21 protein-coding genes and 1 pseudogene are annotated in these 16,853 nt (G+C 71.3%); 11 read left to right on the plus strand and 11 right to left on the minus strand.

What is annotated here, in order from left to right; all coding sequences use genetic code 11:
- Positions 1–70: 70 nt before the first annotated feature.
- Entirely contained in the window at positions 71–256 is a 186-nt protein-coding gene (locus tag CP984_RS36220; protein ID WP_100246723.1) for a hypothetical protein, read from the minus strand.
- Between the two features lie 386 nt (positions 257–642).
- Here CP984_RS36220 and CP984_RS36225 point away from each other — a divergent pair, with 386 nt between their 5' ends.
- The 4 genes from CP984_RS36225 to CP984_RS36240 all read left to right on the plus strand — a co-directional run bounded on the left by CP984_RS36225 (position 643) and on the right by CP984_RS36240 (position 2,160).
- Positions 643–849, plus strand: coding sequence for a hypothetical protein (locus CP984_RS36225; RefSeq protein ID WP_125519862.1), 207 nt, complete (start codon positions 643–645; stop codon positions 847–849).
- Between the two features lie 126 nt (positions 850–975).
- Complete coding sequence (locus tag CP984_RS36230) at positions 976–1,227, plus strand: hypothetical protein (RefSeq protein ID WP_003985872.1); 252 nt, start codon at positions 976–978, stop codon at positions 1,225–1,227.
- A 111-nt stretch (positions 1,228–1,338) separates the two neighbouring features.
- The gene (locus CP984_RS36235; RefSeq protein WP_003985873.1) at positions 1,339–1,845 is read left to right on the plus strand and encodes a hypothetical protein; all 507 of its coding nucleotides are present in this window, start codon (positions 1,339–1,341) and stop codon (positions 1,843–1,845) included.
- Between the two features lie 51 nt (positions 1,846–1,896).
- Positions 1,897–2,160 carry a hypothetical protein gene (locus CP984_RS36240; protein ID WP_129820909.1) on the plus strand — a complete coding sequence of 88 codons (264 nt, stop codon included), beginning with the start codon at positions 1,897–1,899 and terminating at the stop codon, positions 2,158–2,160.
- 251 nt (positions 2,161–2,411) lie between these two features.
- Here the strand turns inward: CP984_RS36240 and CP984_RS36245 are convergent, their stop codons facing one another.
- Together CP984_RS36245 and CP984_RS36250 are read right to left on the minus strand one after the other, a co-directional pair.
- A complete protein-coding gene (locus CP984_RS36245) occupies positions 2,412–3,686 on the minus strand; it encodes an MFS transporter (protein ID WP_003985874.1) in 1,275 nt (424 codons plus the stop codon).
- Positions 3,680–4,159 carry a hypothetical protein gene (locus CP984_RS36250; protein ID WP_129820910.1) on the minus strand — a complete coding sequence of 160 codons (480 nt, stop codon included), beginning with the start codon at positions 4,157–4,159 and terminating at the stop codon, positions 3,680–3,682. Before CP984_RS36250 ends, CP984_RS36245 begins: the two co-directional genes overlap by 7 nt.
- 119 nt (positions 4,160–4,278) lie before the next feature.
- Between CP984_RS36250 and CP984_RS36255 the strand changes: the two genes are divergently transcribed.
- From CP984_RS36255 to CP984_RS36265, 3 genes are all read left to right on the plus strand, one after another.
- A complete protein-coding gene (locus CP984_RS36255) occupies positions 4,279–5,232 on the plus strand; it encodes a LysR family transcriptional regulator (RefSeq protein ID WP_078575185.1) in 954 nt (317 codons plus the stop codon).
- Between the two features lie 65 nt (positions 5,233–5,297).
- Positions 5,298–6,869: a DUF885 family protein gene (locus CP984_RS36260; protein WP_030177818.1), complete on the plus strand. Its 1,572-nt coding sequence runs from the start codon at positions 5,298–5,300 to the stop codon at positions 6,867–6,869.
- 105 nt (positions 6,870–6,974) lie between these two features.
- Positions 6,975–7,928, plus strand: a complete 954-nt coding sequence (locus CP984_RS36265) for a hypothetical protein (protein ID WP_003985878.1) — start codon at positions 6,975–6,977, stop codon at positions 7,926–7,928.
- Between the two features lie 55 nt (positions 7,929–7,983).
- Here CP984_RS36265 and CP984_RS36270 read toward each other — a convergent pair whose 3' ends face one another.
- Positions 7,984–8,505, minus strand: a complete 522-nt coding sequence (locus CP984_RS36270; RefSeq protein ID WP_003985880.1) for a GNAT family N-acetyltransferase — start codon at positions 8,503–8,505, stop codon at positions 7,984–7,986.
- A 270-nt stretch (positions 8,506–8,775) separates the two neighbouring features.
- Between CP984_RS36270 and CP984_RS42340 the strand changes: the two are divergent.
- The 4 genes and pseudogenes from CP984_RS42340 to CP984_RS36290 form a co-directional block, all read left to right on the plus strand.
- A pseudogene (locus CP984_RS42340) lies at positions 8,776–9,126 on the plus strand (SAM-dependent methyltransferase); the annotation flags it as partial.
- Positions 9,127–9,299: 173 nt separating this feature from the next.
- Positions 9,300–10,121, plus strand: coding sequence for a methyltransferase domain-containing protein (locus tag CP984_RS36280; RefSeq protein ID WP_003985882.1), 822 nt, complete (start codon positions 9,300–9,302; stop codon positions 10,119–10,121).
- 145 nt (positions 10,122–10,266) lie between these two features.
- Positions 10,267–10,674 (plus strand): YciI family protein, encoded by a 408-nt coding sequence (locus tag CP984_RS36285; protein ID WP_003985883.1) that lies wholly within the window; start codon positions 10,267–10,269, stop codon positions 10,672–10,674.
- 19 nt (positions 10,675–10,693) lie between these two features.
- Positions 10,694–11,833: an RNA polymerase sigma factor gene (locus CP984_RS36290; RefSeq protein ID WP_003985884.1), complete on the plus strand. Its 1,140-nt coding sequence runs from the start codon at positions 10,694–10,696 to the stop codon at positions 11,831–11,833.
- 54 nt (positions 11,834–11,887) lie between these two features.
- Here CP984_RS36290 and CP984_RS36295 read toward each other — a convergent pair whose 3' ends face one another.
- The 7 genes from CP984_RS36295 to CP984_RS42700 form a co-directional block, all read right to left on the minus strand.
- The gene (locus tag CP984_RS36295; protein WP_030177806.1) at positions 11,888–13,138 is read right to left on the minus strand and encodes a mannosyltransferase family protein; all 1,251 of its coding nucleotides are present in this window, start codon (positions 13,136–13,138) and stop codon (positions 11,888–11,890) included.
- A gap of 73 nt (positions 13,139–13,211) precedes the next feature.
- On the minus strand, positions 13,212–13,607 hold the full coding sequence (locus CP984_RS36300) for a hypothetical protein (RefSeq protein WP_050498761.1): 396 nt from the start codon (positions 13,605–13,607) through the stop codon (positions 13,212–13,214).
- Positions 13,600–14,097: a SigE family RNA polymerase sigma factor gene (locus tag CP984_RS36305; protein ID WP_030177803.1), complete on the minus strand. Its 498-nt coding sequence runs from the start codon at positions 14,095–14,097 to the stop codon at positions 13,600–13,602. Before CP984_RS36305 ends, CP984_RS36300 begins: the two co-directional genes overlap by 8 nt.
- 231 nt (positions 14,098–14,328) lie before the next feature.
- The gene (locus CP984_RS36310) at positions 14,329–14,661 is read right to left on the minus strand and encodes a hypothetical protein (protein WP_003986081.1); all 333 of its coding nucleotides are present in this window, start codon (positions 14,659–14,661) and stop codon (positions 14,329–14,331) included.
- A 12-nt stretch (positions 14,662–14,673) separates the two neighbouring features.
- The gene (locus tag CP984_RS36315; RefSeq protein WP_003986080.1) at positions 14,674–15,201 is read right to left on the minus strand and encodes a YcxB family protein; all 528 of its coding nucleotides are present in this window, start codon (positions 15,199–15,201) and stop codon (positions 14,674–14,676) included.
- A gap of 90 nt (positions 15,202–15,291) precedes the next feature.
- Positions 15,292–15,918: a hypothetical protein gene (locus tag CP984_RS36320; RefSeq protein WP_003986079.1), complete on the minus strand. Its 627-nt coding sequence runs from the start codon at positions 15,916–15,918 to the stop codon at positions 15,292–15,294.
- A 140-nt stretch (positions 15,919–16,058) separates the two neighbouring features.
- Positions 16,059–16,388, minus strand: coding sequence for an ANTAR domain-containing protein (locus CP984_RS42700; RefSeq protein ID WP_003986078.1), 330 nt, complete (start codon positions 16,386–16,388; stop codon positions 16,059–16,061).
- Between the last annotated feature and the right edge of the window lie 465 nt (positions 16,389–16,853).

Raw genomic sequence — 16,853 nt, forward strand, 5'->3', positions numbered from 1 at the left:
ACGCGCGGGGCGCACCACGTACGGTCCTGCCGCCCCCTTCCCGTCCATTGTCCTCCACCGCCTCTTCCGCTCAGCCGACCCCGGCCGTCGTCCGGTCCACGGCGCTCGTCCATATCTCCAGCAACCGCGCGTACTCCGCACGGTCCTCTGCCGTCCACGACCGGCCACGGCGAGCGCGCACGAACTGCCGGATCGCCTCGTTCGCGTCGGCGGCGGGAGGGGGCGCACCCGTGGAAAGGGGAGGAGTTGGGGGCATGCCATCCATGCTAGGGGCGGGCACTGACAACGGCCCCCGGCCGCAGGCCCCTCGGCGTCCGTACGACCGCCCGGCCCGGCCCGGTGCACCGTACACACGGCGCTGACCTGCTCCGACCGGTACGTGTCCGGTGCACGGAATCCTCCATATGTGTCCAGGCCCACACCCTCCGTCCCCGCACGCCCCGTCCGCGCGCCACCCCATCGCCCCCAACGCCCCACGTCGGCCCGCCCGCCCCGCGGCTCTCCTCCGGCCCCCGCCCCTCCCTGTCCGCCAACCGGGTATATCGGGAGAAAAGTAGCGTTTCTCCTTTCATATGATCGGCCGCCGAGGGTTGAATCGACGCTGTCAGTCACTCTCAGCACGCCTCAAAGGAGGATGTTGGTATGCGTTCTGTTATGCGTCCGCTCTTCGTCGGCCTCGCGGTGGTGGGTCTGTCCGCCGCCGGTGCGGTCGCGGCTCAGGCCCACGGCCACGACGACGACCTCGTGAACATCAGCAAGTACACCAATGCGCCGAGCTTCGCCTCGCACAACTGGGGCAGCGGCAACTGGAACTCGGCCGCCCGTTTCGGGGATCTGGATCAGGACTGATCGCCCCAGCGCCTTGAAGGTGGGCACATCCGGCTCCCACCGGGTGTGCCTGCCGGCACGCGAACGGACCGGGCGGGGCGCCTCTCCCGCCTCGCCCGTCGGTCCGCGGCCGAGGACGCCGGCATCATGGCCAACGACGACTCCACTCCCGAGCGGCAGATCCTCGTGCTGCAAGCACGGCTGCAACAACTCCAGCACGAGTACGCGCAACTCGCCCGCCGACGCGACGAACTCGAATCCGCGCTCAAGTACGTGGTCGACCGGGCGGGCGGCACGGTGACCGTGACCCGGCAGGACCGGGACCGGCTGCGCGCCGCCGCCCGCGTGCACATGCGGTACGACCCGGCCGACGGCTGCTGGCACTACGAACTCGGCTGAACCCGGTTCGCCGCCTCCCGATTCACCCGAACCTTTCCTCCGCGGGCTCTTTCAACGGCTCCCCGTTGGGTATCACACAGAAAACCCCCTCGTGTGTGCTCGGAGCCGCATATGCAGCACGCCCTGCCCATGCCCGGAGACATAGGTCTCACCCAAATCAGCGGCAATGTCGGCCGCTTGATCCGTATCGGCCAATGGCTGAACGGAAACGGCTTCGCCGATTACCAGCACGCCTTCCTCGTGCTCCCCGACGGAATGATCGTCGAAGCCGAACCCGGCGGCGCGACGATCCGCCCGCTGTCGGCCTACGACGGCGCCAACATCCTGTACGTGTGCCCCGAAGGGCTCACCGACCGGCAACGCGACGCGATAGGCGCCGCCGGCCGCCGCTACGAGGGCGTCCCGTACAGCTTCCTCGACTACCTGGCCATCGCCGTCCACCGCCTCCGCATCCCGTTCCCGGGCCTGCGCCGCTACGTGGCCGCGACCGGCCACATGATCTGCTCCCAACTCGTCGATCAGAGCTACCACGACGCCGGAATCCATCTCTTCTCCGACGGCCGCTGGCCGGGATATGTGACACCGGGAGCACTGTTCCAGCGGCTGGCCGACTTTTAACAGCGGGCCGTCCGGCAAATCCGCTGGCCGATCTATCACCGGGAACCTGCGGTGAAGGATGTGATCGCTCCAGGGGCAGGCGGGGCAATGGAGTTGCTGAGCGCCGCACCAGAAGGCCGGCTGCCTTTGGAGTTCGTGCCGTTGGTGTGTGCGGGATTGCTGAACGGGCTGAACGGAGTCGCGGCTGCCGTACTGCTGATCGACGGCCCCTTTCACGAAGTGGGCTCGTCGGAATACGGTTACGCGATCGCCGGTCGGGAGGCAGGCGCGAAAGGCTGCCGAACGGCGCTGAGTTGCGGTTGCGCCGGCCGGTGAGGTCGAGCCGTACCTGCACGCGCGGGCTTGGCTGACTGACGCGGCACGGCTCCTGACCGCGCCCCTGAAGCCCTCGCCGCCGAGCTGGCCGCGACCATGCTCGGCAGCGGCGCGGTCGTCCTGCGCGACGACGCCTGCACGCTGCCGCGGACCACGCCGCTGTCCCGGCGGACGCGTTGCGCGTGCCGTTCCCCAGGGCGTGGCCGTCGGAGCCCCGCTGATTTCCGGCGGTACGGGCGTACGCGTACCCCTCATGGCCGCTCGTCGACCGCCCCGCCGGGCGGCAGGACGCGGAGCAGGGGAATCAGTGTGAGCGCGGTGAGCAGGGCGGCTGTGGCGAAGACCGGGCGTGGGCCGGTCAGTTCGGTGAGACCGGCGGCCAGCGCGGCGCCCAGCGGCATGCCGCCCCAGCCAAGGCTTCTGATGGCGCCGCTGACCCGGCCCAACTGGCCGTGAGGCACCAGGCGTTGCCGTAGGGAGATGACCACCACGTTCCACAGGCCGCTGCCCACCCCGCCGAGGAACGTGGCGCAGGCGATCGGCGCGACGTCGGCGCTCACGGCCGGGGTGCCGAGCATGACGACGCACGCCACCACGTCCGCGGCCAGTATCGGGCGGACGCCCAGAGCGTGGGCGAGGCGCGGGGCCGGCGCCGCACCGATCACCGCGCCCGCGCCCAGGGCCGTCAGCAGCAGACCGTATCCAGCCGGGGACAGGCCGACCGGTCCCTGGACGGTGTACACGACCAGTACGGCGAGCCAGGCGCTCCAGCAGCCCGCCATCACGGTGCTCATGAGGGTCAGCGTGCGCAACGGCCGGTTGCGCCACAGGAGGCGTACGCCTGCGGTGAGTTGGTGCCGGTCGCGCCCGTTGGCGTCGGGCCGATGGCTGGCCTGGGCCACCCGCTGCGACGTCCCGTGCAGCATCACCATGGCAGCGGCCGCGACGAGATACAGGCCACCCGCGCCGCCCACCGCCCACGCCGGACCGGCGGCGATCAGCAGTCCGCCCAGCGGCAGCCCCACGAACTCGTTCAGTACGGACTCGGTGCCCCGTATCCAGGAGTTGGCCCACTCCAGCCGGTGGCGCGGCACCACCGAGGGGACGAGGGCGGTCGTGGCGATGTCGGCGACGGACTCGCCGACCGCGAGGCAGAGGGCGACCAGATAGAGGAGGCAGAGGGCGAAGAAGGCGCCGGCGTCGAGAAGGAGGGCCGCCAGGAGGGCGGACAGTGCCGCCGCGCGGAAGAGGTGGAAGAAGATGATCAGGCGGCGGCGGTCCATGCTGTCGACGAGCAGACCGACCAGGAGCGGCGCCACCGCCCAGGGCAGCGTGTGCGTCAGCTTCGCGCCCGCGACCAGACCCGACGAGGCCGTCAAGTGGACGGCGAGCAACGGGATCAGGGCCATGACCAGCCCGTCGCCCAGGTTCGCCGACGCCGTCGCGGCCCACAGCCGTGCGAAGACCCGGCCGCCCTCGCGCTGGTCGGGGCGGCCGGATCGGCGCTGTGCCGCGGGGGTCAGCACAGAAGGGCGAACGTGGCGCGTGTGAAGGTGCCTTCACCGTGTGCGCGGACGGTGTGGGCGAACGCCGCCCGGGCGTTGGCCGGCGCCGGCACCGTGGCGGGCGCGGCCATCGGGAACCCGGCGAGCAGGCCGCGGACCTGCTCGCCGACGCAGTTGATGCCCTTGTTCTTCAGGATGGTCTCGCCGATCGCTCCGCCGGCGCCGCCGAGGGACTCGCCGGTCCAGGCGGAAACCGCGTATTCCTTGCCCTTCACCTGCTCGAAGAAACGGACCTGGGCCAGGTTCTCGCTTTCGGTGAGGAGGACGAAAATGCGGCGCTCGGTGAGCTCCATGTTGTGCGAGTCCATTTTGTTCAGGATGGACTCCGGGGCGCCGTACAGGTCGTGGACTTCCGGGGTCCAGGAGTACTGCCTGCAAGGGGCTGCCAAATCGGCTTCCTGCTCAGGTGTTTTCGGGTGGGGTGTGGCACTCATGGAATGTCCTGTTCCTCTATGCCGGCCGGCTGCCCGGAGGGGCAACCGCCCCACCAGATTTCCGGATCCGGCGCAAGAGCGCAATTGCGGATTTCGCATGGCTGCTCTATCTTCCGAGCATGCGTGACCTACACCGTTTACGTGTGCTCATTGAGATCGCCGACCGGGGTTCGATGTCGGCCGCGGCCCGTGCGCTGTCCTTCAGTCAGCCGGCCGTCTCGCGACAGATCGAGGCGTTGGAACAGGAGGTGGGGGCGCAACTCGTACTGCGGCTGGGCCGCGGTGTCCGGCTGACCGACGCGGGGCTGCTGTTGGCCGACCGGGCACGCGGTATTCTTTCGCAGATCGTCTCCGTAAAACAGGAGTTACGGTCTCTGAACGGTTTGCGCGGCGGACGGCTGCGTATAGGCGGCTTCGCCGGCGTCAACGCGTATCTGCTGCCACGGGCGTTGGCCCGTTTCGCCGAACGCTATCCGCGGGTGGGACTTTCACTGTCCGGCTCGACCACCCGCCACCACGTCGCGGACCTGCGGTCCGGGCTGATCGACATGGCGCTGCTCACCGACTGGGACCTGACGGGGGAGCGGGCGGGGGCCGGGTCGTCCGGCCAGGCCGGTGGGCTGGATATTCTGCCGCTGTTCGAGGAGGAGTTGTTCGTGGCCGTCGGCCGTGACAGTCCGGCCGGCCACGGTGAGTTGTCACCGCGCGTACTGCGCGGCCTGGCCGAGGAATCGTGGATCGAGGGTGCCCACCCGGATTGTCTCGGCCCGCAGCCGGAATTCGAGGCGGCGTTGGGATTCGAGCCGCATATCCGTTTCCGGGTCGGGGATTGGAGCGCGGTCAGCCGACTGGTGGAGATGGCGGCCGGTGTCACGCTCGTTCCGGGTCTGCTCGCGGCCCGCAGCGGTGAAAGGTTCGCTGTACGTTCCCTGGCGGGCCATTTCCCGCCCCGCCGGGTGTGGGTCGCGTTCCCCAAGGGGGCTCACTCGCCCGGAGTGGAGCCCATGGTCGAAATTCTGTCGGACGTGGCCCGCGAGGAGCGCGAACTGCTCCTCCGTACGCCCGCCCATTGATCCTCCAGCTGAACTGATCGCCCCTCCGCAGGAACCAGGGACGGAAACGGAAGGAATACGGGCCCATGGACGCTCGGTTACGCGCGGTGTGCGACCTGATGGTCGAGCAGGTACGCGAACAAGCCGGCCTGCACGAATACGACGGCCATGTGCAGGACCTCTCCCAGGACGGCATCCGTGCCGGATTGGCCGCACTCGGCGGCCGCGCGCCCGGCACCCACCAGTCGCCGCCTTCATTCGACTCACCCGATTCCCACGACGCCGCACATCTCCGCATCTTCGAAAAGGCCCTCCGCACGGTCTACGGCGACCTCGAGATGCACCGCCGCAATCCGCTGCCCCACCTGCTCAACCTCGACTTGTGCGTATACGACCGGGAGTACGCGCCGGCCGCCGACCGGGACCGCGCCAAGCGCGCCCACCTCGCGTCCTGGCCCGCCGCGATCGACGCCTCAGTCCGCTCGCTCGACCAGGTCAACGCCCCCACGGCCCGCGCCATGCTGGGCGCGGCCGACAGCCTCACCGCGGTCATCCCGCCCGCAATGGCCGACGCCGACATCGCCGTACGCGCCCGCAGCGCACACGCACGGTTGGTGACATGCCTCAGGCACGCGGCCGCGCACGGCGACCCGCGATCCGCACTCGGCGAGCGCGACCTCGCCCTGCTCATGGGCGCCCCCGAAGGGCTCGACGTCAGCCTGCCCCGCCTGGCCGAACGGGCCGACCAGGAGACGCGACGGCTGCGCCTCCTGCTGCGCGAGGCATGCCACCGGCTGGCTCCCGGCCGCCACCCGCACGATCTCGTACGGGACCTCGTACGGGAACCCTCGCCGGCCGGCGCCGTACTGGACCGGGCGCGAGCCGTCACCACAGAGCTGATGGCCTTCACGCGCGGCCGGGGCCTCCTGCCGTACCTCGACGGCGAGGTACGGGTCGGCCCCACGCCGCCGTCCCGCCAGGACACCTGGGCCATGATGGCCTTCGCCGCGCCCGGGGAACCCGACGCTCCGTCCTGGTACCACCTCACCTTGCCGGAGCCGGACTGGCGTACCGAGGACGCCGCGGAGTGGCTGACCGTCTTCAGCCCCACCATGCTGCCCGCCGTCACGGCGCACGAGGTGGTGCCCGGGCACTTCGCGCACGCCCGGTGCCTGCGCAGGGCCGCCGGTCCCGTCCGGCGCGTCCTGCAGTCCCTCACCTTCATGGAGGGCTGGGCGCACTACGGGGAGGAGCTGATGGTGGAGGAGGGCTTCCGGGCGGGCGACCCCCGCTTCGCCATCGGCGTCTGCTCGGAAGCGCTGATCAGGGTGGTACGGCTGGCCTGCGCGATCGGAGTGCACACCGGGGCCATGGACGTGCCGGAAGCCGCCCGGCGCTTTGAGGGGGACACCTACCTCTCGGGCCGCGCCGCCCGCTCGGAGGCCGAACGCGCCACCTTCGACCCCACCTACGGCCGCTACACCTGGGGCAAGCTCGCCCTGCGCGACCTGCGGGAGGAAGCCCGGCGGCGCTGGGGCGACGTCTATTCCGCCCGGCGATTCCACAGCGCCGTCCTTTCTCTCGGCTCTCCGCCGCTGGGGCTGCTGCCGGCCGCACTGGCGGAGGGGAGTGCATTCCCGCTCTCCCGGCGGCCGTAAAAGTCGCAGACCTTCCGGTCATGAAGTAGGACTGGATCTTGTCCCGGCGCAGCAATGCCGAACGCGTGCACAGGAACCAGCTTCTCGGTACGGGAGAGGAAGCCCATGAGGCCAGAAGTCAAGGCGAACAAAAACGCACCCGAAGACTACGCGGACCCCGTCAACGAATTGGTTCGTACGGCCGTGGCCTGCCAGCCGCTGGACGCAGTCGCGCGCCTCGTCGATTTGCTGGAGAGATCTCCGCACGGTAAATGCGCGGCGGACGAGGCGCTGTGTACGGCCGCGACGGAACTGCCCGTACACGAGGTGGCGCAGCTGGTGCACCTGCTGTCGCAACCGCCACGGTCGCCCGACGGCGCCGACACCATTCTCCGCAGGGCCGCGGAGCAGCGGCCGGTCGCCGAGGTCAGCCGCCTGGTCACCCTGCTGCACCAGCCACCGCACGCCGCTCGTGCCGGCTCGCAGACGACACGTACGGCGGCGGGCCGGCGTTCGGTGGAAGAGCTGGCCGAACTCATCACCTCGCTCGTGGCGGAGCGTATGAAGGACAGCGCGCTCGAAAGTGCCGAGGGCTTCGAAGAGGGTGTGGCACCGGCTGAAAACGATGCCGAGGGGGCGTACGAGTCAGCGGAGTCCGGTCATTCCTTCGCCGCCGCGCGATGGCTTCCCGGACTGGCGGGCCTGGGCCTTTTGCTGTGCGGCGGGGCGCACAGTCCCACGGGGCTGCACCGCGGCGCGTCGATCCTGGTGGATATCGCGGCCATCGGCCTTCCGGCGCTCTGCGTCCTGGTGGGCGTCCTGCTGTTCGTCAAGAACACCGTCGTCCCTTTGGCGGCCGGATTCCTGGTCTCCGTGGCGGCAATGGCCCAGCACGTACTGGCGGGAGTTCCTTTCGCCCCCTCGGCCCTTTCGCAAACTCTCCACCACATTTTCCTGCCGCCGCTTCCCGCCTCCGCCGCGGCGGGGCTCGCCGCCTGCCTGTCGCTCGCCGCGCTGGTGCACGCCCTGGCCGCCGCCCGGCAGCCGCGAGCGGCCACCGCGGTGCTCCCGGCCGCCTGAGGATCAGCGAGGCGGGCCGCGGAGGGGCCGGCGGCAGGCCGCCGGCCCTGTGTTGTCACCGCTGGTGGCGGTCCGAGCGCGTGATCATGAAGCGGGCGATGTTCTCCGCTTCCTCGGTGGCGTAGCGGCGGAAACCGGCCTTCTCCAGTACGCGCATCGAGGCCGGGTTCGACAGCTCGGCGCCCGCGACCACGGTGTGCACGCCGGGCAAGGCGAGGGCGAAGTCCGTCAGGGCACGGGCGGCCTCGGTGGCGTAACCCCGGCCGCGGCGGGATGCCACGAGACCGTAACCGATCTCGACCTGCCCGTCGCCGGGCGGCCCGAACAGCCCGATGGAGCCCACCAGCAGCTCACTGTCGCGCTCGATGATCAGGCGCTGACTGTGGTCGTCGAGCCACCCGGGGTGCTGCTCGAAGAGGCGGGCGATGACGCGGTCGCCTTCGGCGGGGAAGTCGTCGGCCCAGTCCGCCGACCTTCGGTCGTCGATGACCGCGGCAACCTCATCGAGGCTCCAGGGCCGAAGGACAAGGCGGTCGGTGGTCAGCTGCGCGCGGGCGGAAGAGGTGGAAGCGGACACGTGTCACTCTCAGTCGTCGTGGTGGAACGACCGGCCCGTGTTGCTAGCGCACGGGCCGGACAAGGGCATGCCGATGAGGGCCGACGGCGGCCATATTCATCAACCTCCTCATCCCGTGACGACGCGTGTCTCGCGCTGAGGGGATGTTAGCAGCGGGGCCCGCCCTGCATCGAAATGTTTTTCGATTGGGCGTTGTTGTCGGCGTGCGCCGGCGCGGTATGCGGTGCCCCGGCTTTCTTGATCCGATTGGGCCGGTGCCCGTGACTGCCGCGGCCCGGCATGCGGGTGCTCGACCTCGGGTCGGGCCGGGGCGCCACTTCGGTGTTCCTGGCCCGCGAGTACGGCGTCGAAGTCGTCGCGGCGGACTGGTGGATCGCCGCGGAGGAGGCGGCCGCCGTCTTCGCCGAGGCCGGTGTCGGCGACCGTGTGGAGGCGGTGCGTGCGAAGGCGCATGCCCTGCCGTTCGAGGCGGAGAGTTTTGACGCCATCGTGAGCGTCGACGCGTTCGAGTACTTCGGCACGGCGGACAGTTATCTGCCGTACCTCATGCGGTTTCTGCGTCCGGGTGGGCAACTGGGCTTCGCGACACCGGCGATGATCCGGGAGGTCCGCGAAACTGGGCGCGATGCCGACCGGCCGGCGCGACTGGCTGCTGGACCCGCGCCTGCGCCGTCCACCGGCCGGACGACCCGGCCCACCGGCCGGTGGTCGGCATGCTCGCCGCGAACGGCGGCGATGGAGGCGATTGATCCGTACGGTACCGACCGAACAGCCCCGCCTGAGATGATCGGCTCATGACAGACGACACACCGCAACCCACCGGCAACGAATACCTCCTCGACAACCAACAGTCCGAGGCAGGGGAGCGGTTCGCCGCTCTGTCGGCGCTCTTCGACCCGTGGACGTTCCGGCACCTTGAGGGCGTCGGGGTCGGTGCGGGGTGGCGGTGCTGGGAGGTCGGGGCGGGTGGGGCGAGCGTGCCGGCCTGGCTGGGTGGGCGTGTCGGGCCGACCGGGCGCGTGGTGGCCACCGACATCGACACGTCCTGGGTGGGCGGCGCCTCCGAAGGAGGTTTCGCGGTGCTGCGCCACGACGTGGCGTCCGAGGCGCCCCCGCCCGGCGGGCCGTTCGACCTCATCCACGCCAGGCTGGTGCTGGTGCACGTCGCCGACCGGGACAAGGCCCTGCGGTCCATGGCCGGGGCCCTCCGCCCCGGCGGATGGCTGGTGCTGGAGGACGCCGATCCGGCGTTGCAGCCGCTGGTCTGCCCCGATGAGTACGGGCCCGAGCAGGAGCTGGCCAACAGGCTGCGCCAGGGCTTCCGCGAGCTGATGCGGCAGCGCGGCGCGGACCTCGCGTACGGGCGCAAGCTGCCGCGACTGCTGCGCGAGGCGGGGCTGGCCGACGTCGAGGCCGACGCGTACTTCCCGGTCGCCTCACCGGCGTGCACCGTGCTGGAGGAGGCCACCGTCCGTCAGGTCCGCGACAAGCTCGTGGCCGCCGGACTGGCCACCGACGACGAGATCGACCGCCATCTGGCCAACATCGCCGCGGGCGGCCTCGACCTGGCCACCGGGCCGCTGATCTCCGCCTGGGGCCGCCGTCCGGCGGCCTGAGGCGGCGCCGGGACCGTGGGGACAGGAGCATGCGCACGGGGCGTTGGAAAAAATCTTGTACGGGGATGTCGAGAACCCGTGACCGGCTCCGTCCCAGGGGCGAAGGTGACCACAATGGGTCGCACCGGCACCGAGGAGAACCACCATGGCCAAGTACCTGCTCCTGAAGCACTACCGCGGCGCTCCGGCCCCGGTCAACGACGTCTGCATGGACCAGTGGACGCCGGAGGAGATCTCGGCGCACATGAAGTACATGCACGACTTCGCGGCCCGTCTGGAGAAGACCGGCGAATTCGTCGACGGCCAGGCGCTCGCGCCCGAAGGGACGTGGGTCCGGTACGACGGTGAGGGACGCCCGCCGGTCACCGACGGCCCGTTCGCCGAGACCAAGGACCTGATCGCCGGGTGGATGGTGATCGACGTCGACAGTTACGAGCGCGCCGTCGAACTGGCCGGGGAGCTGTCGGCCGCCCCCGGGGCGGGCGGCAAGCCCATCCACGAATGGCTGGAGCTGCGCCCGTTCCTGAGCGCGCAGCCCACCATCACGGAGTGAGTGCTCCGTGACCCCACCGGTGAACGGGGCGCTGCTCCGGAGCCTGACGCCGGGCGTGCTCGCCGTCCTCGTCCGCCGCGGAGCCGACTTCGCGGCGGCCGAGGACGCGGTGCAGGACGCCCTGGTCGAGGCGGTCCGGAGCTGGCCCGCCGACCCGCCGCGGGACGCGAAGGGCTGGCTGGTCACCGTGGCCTGGCGCAAGTTCCTCGACGCGCGGCGGGCGGACACCGCACGCCGCCGGCGCGAGGACCTCGTCGACCAGGAGCCGGAGCCGGGCCCCGCGCCCGCCGCGGACGACACCCTCCAGCTCTACTTCCTGTGCGCCCACCCGTCGCTGACGCCGTCGTCCGCGGTCGCGCTCACGCTGCGGGCCGTCGGCGGCCTGACCACCCGCCAGATCGCCCGCGCGTACCTGGTGCCCGAGGCGACGATGGCGCAGCGCATCAGCCGGGCCAAGCGCACCGTCTCCGGAGTCCGCCTCGATCGGCCCGGCGATGTCGCCACCGTGCTGCGCGTGCTCTACCTGGTCTTCAACGAGGGCTACTCCGGCGACATCGACCTCGCCGCCGAGGCCATCCGGCTCACCCGGCAGCTGGCGGCCGTGATCGACCACCCCGAGGTGGCGGGGCTGCTCGCCCTCATGCTGCTGCACCACGCCCGCCGTGCCGCCCGTACCGCGCCCGACGGCAGCCTGGTGCCGCTCGCCGAGCAGGACCGTACGCAGTGGGACACCGGGGCGATCACCGAGGGCGTCGCGATCTTGCAGGCCGCCCTCGCCCGCGACCGGCTGGGCGAATTCCAGGCCCAGGCCGCCATCGCCGCCCTCCACGCGGACGCCCCGCGCGCCGAGGAGACCGACTGGGTGCAGATCGTCGAGTGGTACGACGAGCTGGCGGGCCTGACCGGCAGTCCCGTCGTCCGGCTCAACCGCGCGGTCGCGGTCGGCGAGGCCGACGGGCCGCGCGCCGGGCTGGCGGCGCTCGCCGAGCTGGACGAGTCCTTGCCCCGCCATGCCGCGGTGGCGGCGTACCTCCACGAGCGCGACGGCGACCTGACGGCGGCGGCCCGGCTGTACGCGGAGGCGGCCCACAAGGCACCCAACCTCGCCGAGCGCGACTATCTGACGCGCCAGGCGGCGCGGCTCAACGCCCGCCGGTGACGTCAACGGGTACGAGGCGGCGGGTCACCCGCCCGCCCCGATCACCCGCCCCGATCACCCGGTCCAGCGCCCCGTAAGGAACGACAGGGCGAACACCGTGGTCAGGGGCGCGACCGTGCAGAGGTACAGGGTCTTGAAGCGGGGGCTGCGCAGGCTCCAGGCGGCCAGGGCGATCCACAGCGGCCACCACAGGAGGGCGGCGCGGGGGATGGAGACGTACCAGAACGAGGTTCCCAGGGCGCACAGGCTCAGGGCGACGTAGACGGTCTCGGGCCAGCGGCGCTTGCGCGCAAGGACGACGAGCAGGGCCACTCCGACGACCATCGTCACCAGCTCGGCCTGGAACATGAAGGCGTAGCCGGTGCTCTGGGCGTGGCCGAAGGCGTTGCTCCAGGTGTTGCTCCAGGCTTCCCAGGGCGTGTGGAAGGAGCGGAACCAGCCGCGTTCCTGGGCGTGCTTCCAGGCCATCCAGTCGCCGGTGTGGGCGCGCAGGTACCAGCTGAAGAGGGCGAGGGGCAGCGCCGGCAGGGCCAGCCAGGGGAGCGGGCGCAGGTTGCGGGTGCTGCGCAGGGTGAGGAGGAAGTGGACGGCGAGGGCCGCGGCGAGGAAGAGGCCGCTGACGCGTACGGCGGTGGCCGCGGCAGTCAGCGCCATGGCCAGGGGCCAGTGGTGGCGCTGGGCCGCGATCCAGGCGGGCAGGGCCAGGGCCAGGAAGAGGGCCTCGGTGTAGCCGACGGCCAGGAAGACGGCGCAGGGGGAGACGAGGAAGAACAGGACGGCGCGCCGTCCCGCCTCGGCGTCGGGCAGGTGGTGGCGGGTGATGCGGGCCAGGGCCAGTACGGCGACGGCCCCGGAGACGAACGAGATCGTCAGCCCGGCCAGCCCCCAGTCCGGTACCAGGAGGTGCACCGCGCGCAGCACCAGGGGAAAGCCGGGGAAGAAAGCCTCCCGGTTGTCCCAGTCGGACTGCCATGGACCGGCCTGCCCGGGGAAGTAACCCTGATCGGCGATGTGCTGGAAGTGGTCCCAGTCCCAGTGCTGGAACGGCGCGAGGAGCGCGCCGGGATCCTGGGTGGCGGGATCGGAGGGGAACAGCCACCGGGCGCAGTAGGCCGTCACCCAGATCCCGATACGCGTCGACAGGTACAGCCACAGGATGTCCCGGTCCCCGGGGTTCAGGCGCCGGCTCGCGCGGACCCGCAGGCCCCAGCGCACACGGCCGGCCCGGGTGGCAGGCCCCGGGGAGCGCCGGGGCGCCGCCGGTGGGTGGGGTTCGTCGCGTACATCGGTGGATATAGGGGGCATCGGGTTCCTTGGATGGGGGCAGGCAGGCCGGAGCGCCCGGTGGCGGTCCGCCGGGTTACGGAAGGCGGGCGGCTCAGGGCGGCGGTTCGGTGGCCGTTCCTCGGGAGGCGCCGTCCGTGGCGGAGGCGCTGTCCGTGGGGATGTCGCTGATCGTGGCCGTCGGGGTGGGAGGGGGCGAGGAGGCGGACGCGGTGGCCTCGGGCGCCGGCAGCCGGTCCGGAGCCGGCCGGCCGGGCGGCGGCCCGGCCGGTCCCACCGGGGCCGGTGGCCGGGACAGCAGCGCGGCAGCGGTGGCGCCGCCGCCGGCGCAGACCAGGCACGCCACCGTCACCAGCGCGGCGACGCGCCGCCGGCGCGCCCTCCGGCCGCGCGCGGCGATCTCGGCGACGGGCGCGGCCACGGCGCGGTCCTGCCCGGCGTCGGCCGCTTGCTGGAAAAGGGACCGCAGCGGGTCCTGGGGCTCAGGCACCGGGCGCCTCCTCGGTACGCGGGTCGTGCAGGCGGTCGGCGAGCGCCTTGCGGCCACGGCTCAGATGGGTCTTGACGGTGCTCGCCGAGAGCCCCGTCTCGCCCGTGATCTGTTCGACGGTCAAGTCGCAGAGGTAGTGCAGGGTCAGCGTGCGGCGCTGCTGGGCAGGCAGTTCCCGCAGCGCCTCGACCAGCGCGACCTGCGCCGGCTCCGGCCCGTCGACGAGGGACGGCGCACCACTGCGCCGCCACGCGTCGGCACTGCGGCGCAGGTGCCGCCACCGGCTGACCGCCAGCCGCCAGGCGACCGTGCGGATCCACGCCTCGGGCTGCCCGTGCCGGTCGAGCTGCCGACGCCGGTTCCAGCCCTTGACGAACGCCTCCTGCACCACGTCCTGCGCCTCGTGCAGGTCGCCGAGCATCACGTACAACTGCCCCGTGAGCCGCGCGACCGTCTGGGCGTAGAACCTCTCGAACTCCTCGACGGTCAACAGCCACTCCTGGATCTCTCGCTTCACCAGCCATACGCCCCGCAGGCCGCGCTCGGTCGACACGCGGCACGGGAAAACTTCGTGAGGCTCGTCACGGAACCGAATCGCCACGGCGTGCATCGCGGGGGCGCCTCGGGGCGGTGCGGATGGTTCCTCGGGGCGGGCGGACGGCTGCTGCGGAAACGTTCGCGTATCAGAGTCGGCGGACTCACCGCCCGTCCCCCGAGGCTCCTAATCGCCCATGAACCACAGATAACTGCCCGGCGTCGCCGCGCACCGCTCCAGGAGCGCCGCGAGATCCTGGAGGGCGGCCTTCTGCGATGCGTCGGTGCACCGCCCGATCAGCTCGGCGGCCTCCGGCAGCGCCGCCTGCGCTTCCTGCTCGTTGAACAGCGTGTCGCCGTACGGATCCACCCAGGCCAGTTTTCCCGGGCCGGTCCGGACGAAAGGGCTCAGCGCCCAGGCCAACGCCTCCCCGTGTTGGTAGGACCCGTGCAGCAGGGTGCTCCCGGACGCTTTGCCGCGCGCAGGCCGGGCGGAGCGGAGTTCCAGTTCAATCCCCATGACCGCCCCGGCTCAGACGCGCGTCAGATGCCGGTCGAACAGCGCGCGCAACCGGTCGACGTCACCGGCACCCGGCGCCCCGCGCTTGGGCAGGATCGTCAGGCTGGTGGCGTTTCTGTCGCCGCTGAACAGCACGAACACCCGCGGGGTCTCGGTGTAGTGGGCCAGCGCCTGCCAGGTCAGGACGCTGGACTGCTGCTGGTTGGCGACGGCGATGCCGCTCTCGTCCACCGTCGTGCGGCACGGGCCTCCGGCATCGAGCAGCCGGTAGAACTGGCGGGCCTGCAGGTGCGGCACGAACAGCATCACCAGAAGTACGACCGCTGGGGTGATCATGAAGGGCACGTCGACGGTGCCCTTCAGCACCGAGGACAGCACCGCGTAGGCGAGCAGCAGCACGGCGATCACGACCATCAGCCACCTCGTCCGGCGTCCGGCGGGCGTGGCCCGCATACGGGCCCGCAACGCCTCGCGCAAATCCTCGATGGTGGCCCGGTACGACATCTCCACCCGTGTACCGGCCTGCTGTTCCGCGCTCACGCGTCTCCCTGTGCGACATGTAATTCCGGTCAAAAGAGGAGAGTGTATCCGCTTTCCCGGTGCCGGCCGGAAAGGGACCTCGGTGCTGTCTCAGTGAAAGGGGCGGATGTCGATGCCGATCCAGTCGTCCTGGCCGTAGTTAGCCTCATTTCCGTCGAGGAACAGACTCACCAGGCGATTGCCGCGCTGCCACGACGTCTGCCGCTCGGGCTCGTCCGACGGTACGGGCGGCGCCGCGGGAAGCGGTGCGCCCAGGCGGGCGCGGAGCAGGCGTTCGGTGTCGGTGTAGCAGGCGAGGAAATCGTCCTGGGTGGCGTCCGCGTTGTGTGTGGCCCAGGCCGGAAGCGGATCGCCCCACAGGTGCCGCGGGTCCACGGGCAGGCCGGTCCCGGCCTCGACGCAATCGATTGCCGCATAGGCCAGGGGAAAAGCGAGGAAGGAGTCCTCGTGGCACGCTGGTTCGTCGCAGGCGACGCCCGGGTCGTCGGAATTCGAGCAGCCCGGGTATTCCCCGAGTACGACGTGCCAGGAATGGTCCGGTTCGCCGAGCGGCCAATGGTCCAGCCATCCCACGGCGGTTTCGCCCCCGGCGTCCGGGCGGGCCCACCCCCGGCGCCGGAACTCCTCGTCGAAGGCATCGCGGCACCACGGAACGTCGGCCAGTTCCAGCAACGCGTCGAGGAACCGGGGCGTGAGGGGAAAGGTCAGCATGGACATGGTGAGAACGTATATCCCGCCCTGCCCCGCCGACGGTCCGGCCCTGGGCGACCGCGCCACCGAGACCGACGACGGGCCGACCGGAACCCCGAGCCACCGACGCCGTCCGGCCGCCTCCGCCGATCGCGTGCCGCCCGGCGTCAGACCCCGTAACGAGCGAGGACCGTACGGGCGATGTCGGCCCGGGGGAGCCGCCGCGAAGCCGCGGTGGTCCGGAGCCACACGGCGGCGTCGTCCGTGCTGATGCCCCGTGCCGCGGTCAGCACGCCGATCGCGGTGGGGTCCTCGGGATTGTCCGGAAAGGCGTCGAACACGAACGCGCCGATCAGGTCGTCCCGCGTCCGTCCGGTGACCCGTAGATATGCCGGGTTGGCCGCCCGAATGCGCAGCTCGGTGTCGAGCACCACGTACGGGGCCGTGGTGACCAGAAACAGCTGGCTGTCCGATGTGGCCCGCAGAACCTCGTGCACCAACGTGTACCTCCCCGGGGCGAATGAACTGCAGGGCGTCCGCGCAACGGCCGGGATCCGGGCCGGTCGGGATGGCGAACCGGTCAGCATTCCGCACCGGCCGAGGTGGTGAACCGGCGGCAGCCGTAGCCGCACAGCACCTATTGCCCCGGCGATGGCCGAAGGAGACCGGAACGGGTGAGCAATGGCCGGGTATTACCGTAGCGCCGTGCCATGCGCGGAGATACGCGGCCGCGCGCGGCACACGGCTTGCCTCGTCCCCTGGGGGTTCGGTGAAGTACAGAGTCGCCCTCGTGGCGCTGTTCCTTGTACCAGCGGTGTGGGGAACGGCGAGCGTCGTGAGTTCCCTGACGGCCTCGGGGGAAGTCGTGTGTCCCGGGGAGAATGTGCGCGACGGGGAAGAGCGTCCGGGCCCGATGCGCCCCGGTGACACCGGGTGCTCGGTGCTGGACGGGTCCACCGCGG

The organism is Streptomyces rimosus, from assembly GCF_008704655.1.
Taxonomy (GTDB): domain Bacteria; phylum Actinomycetota; class Actinomycetes; order Streptomycetales; family Streptomycetaceae; genus Streptomyces; species Streptomyces rimosus.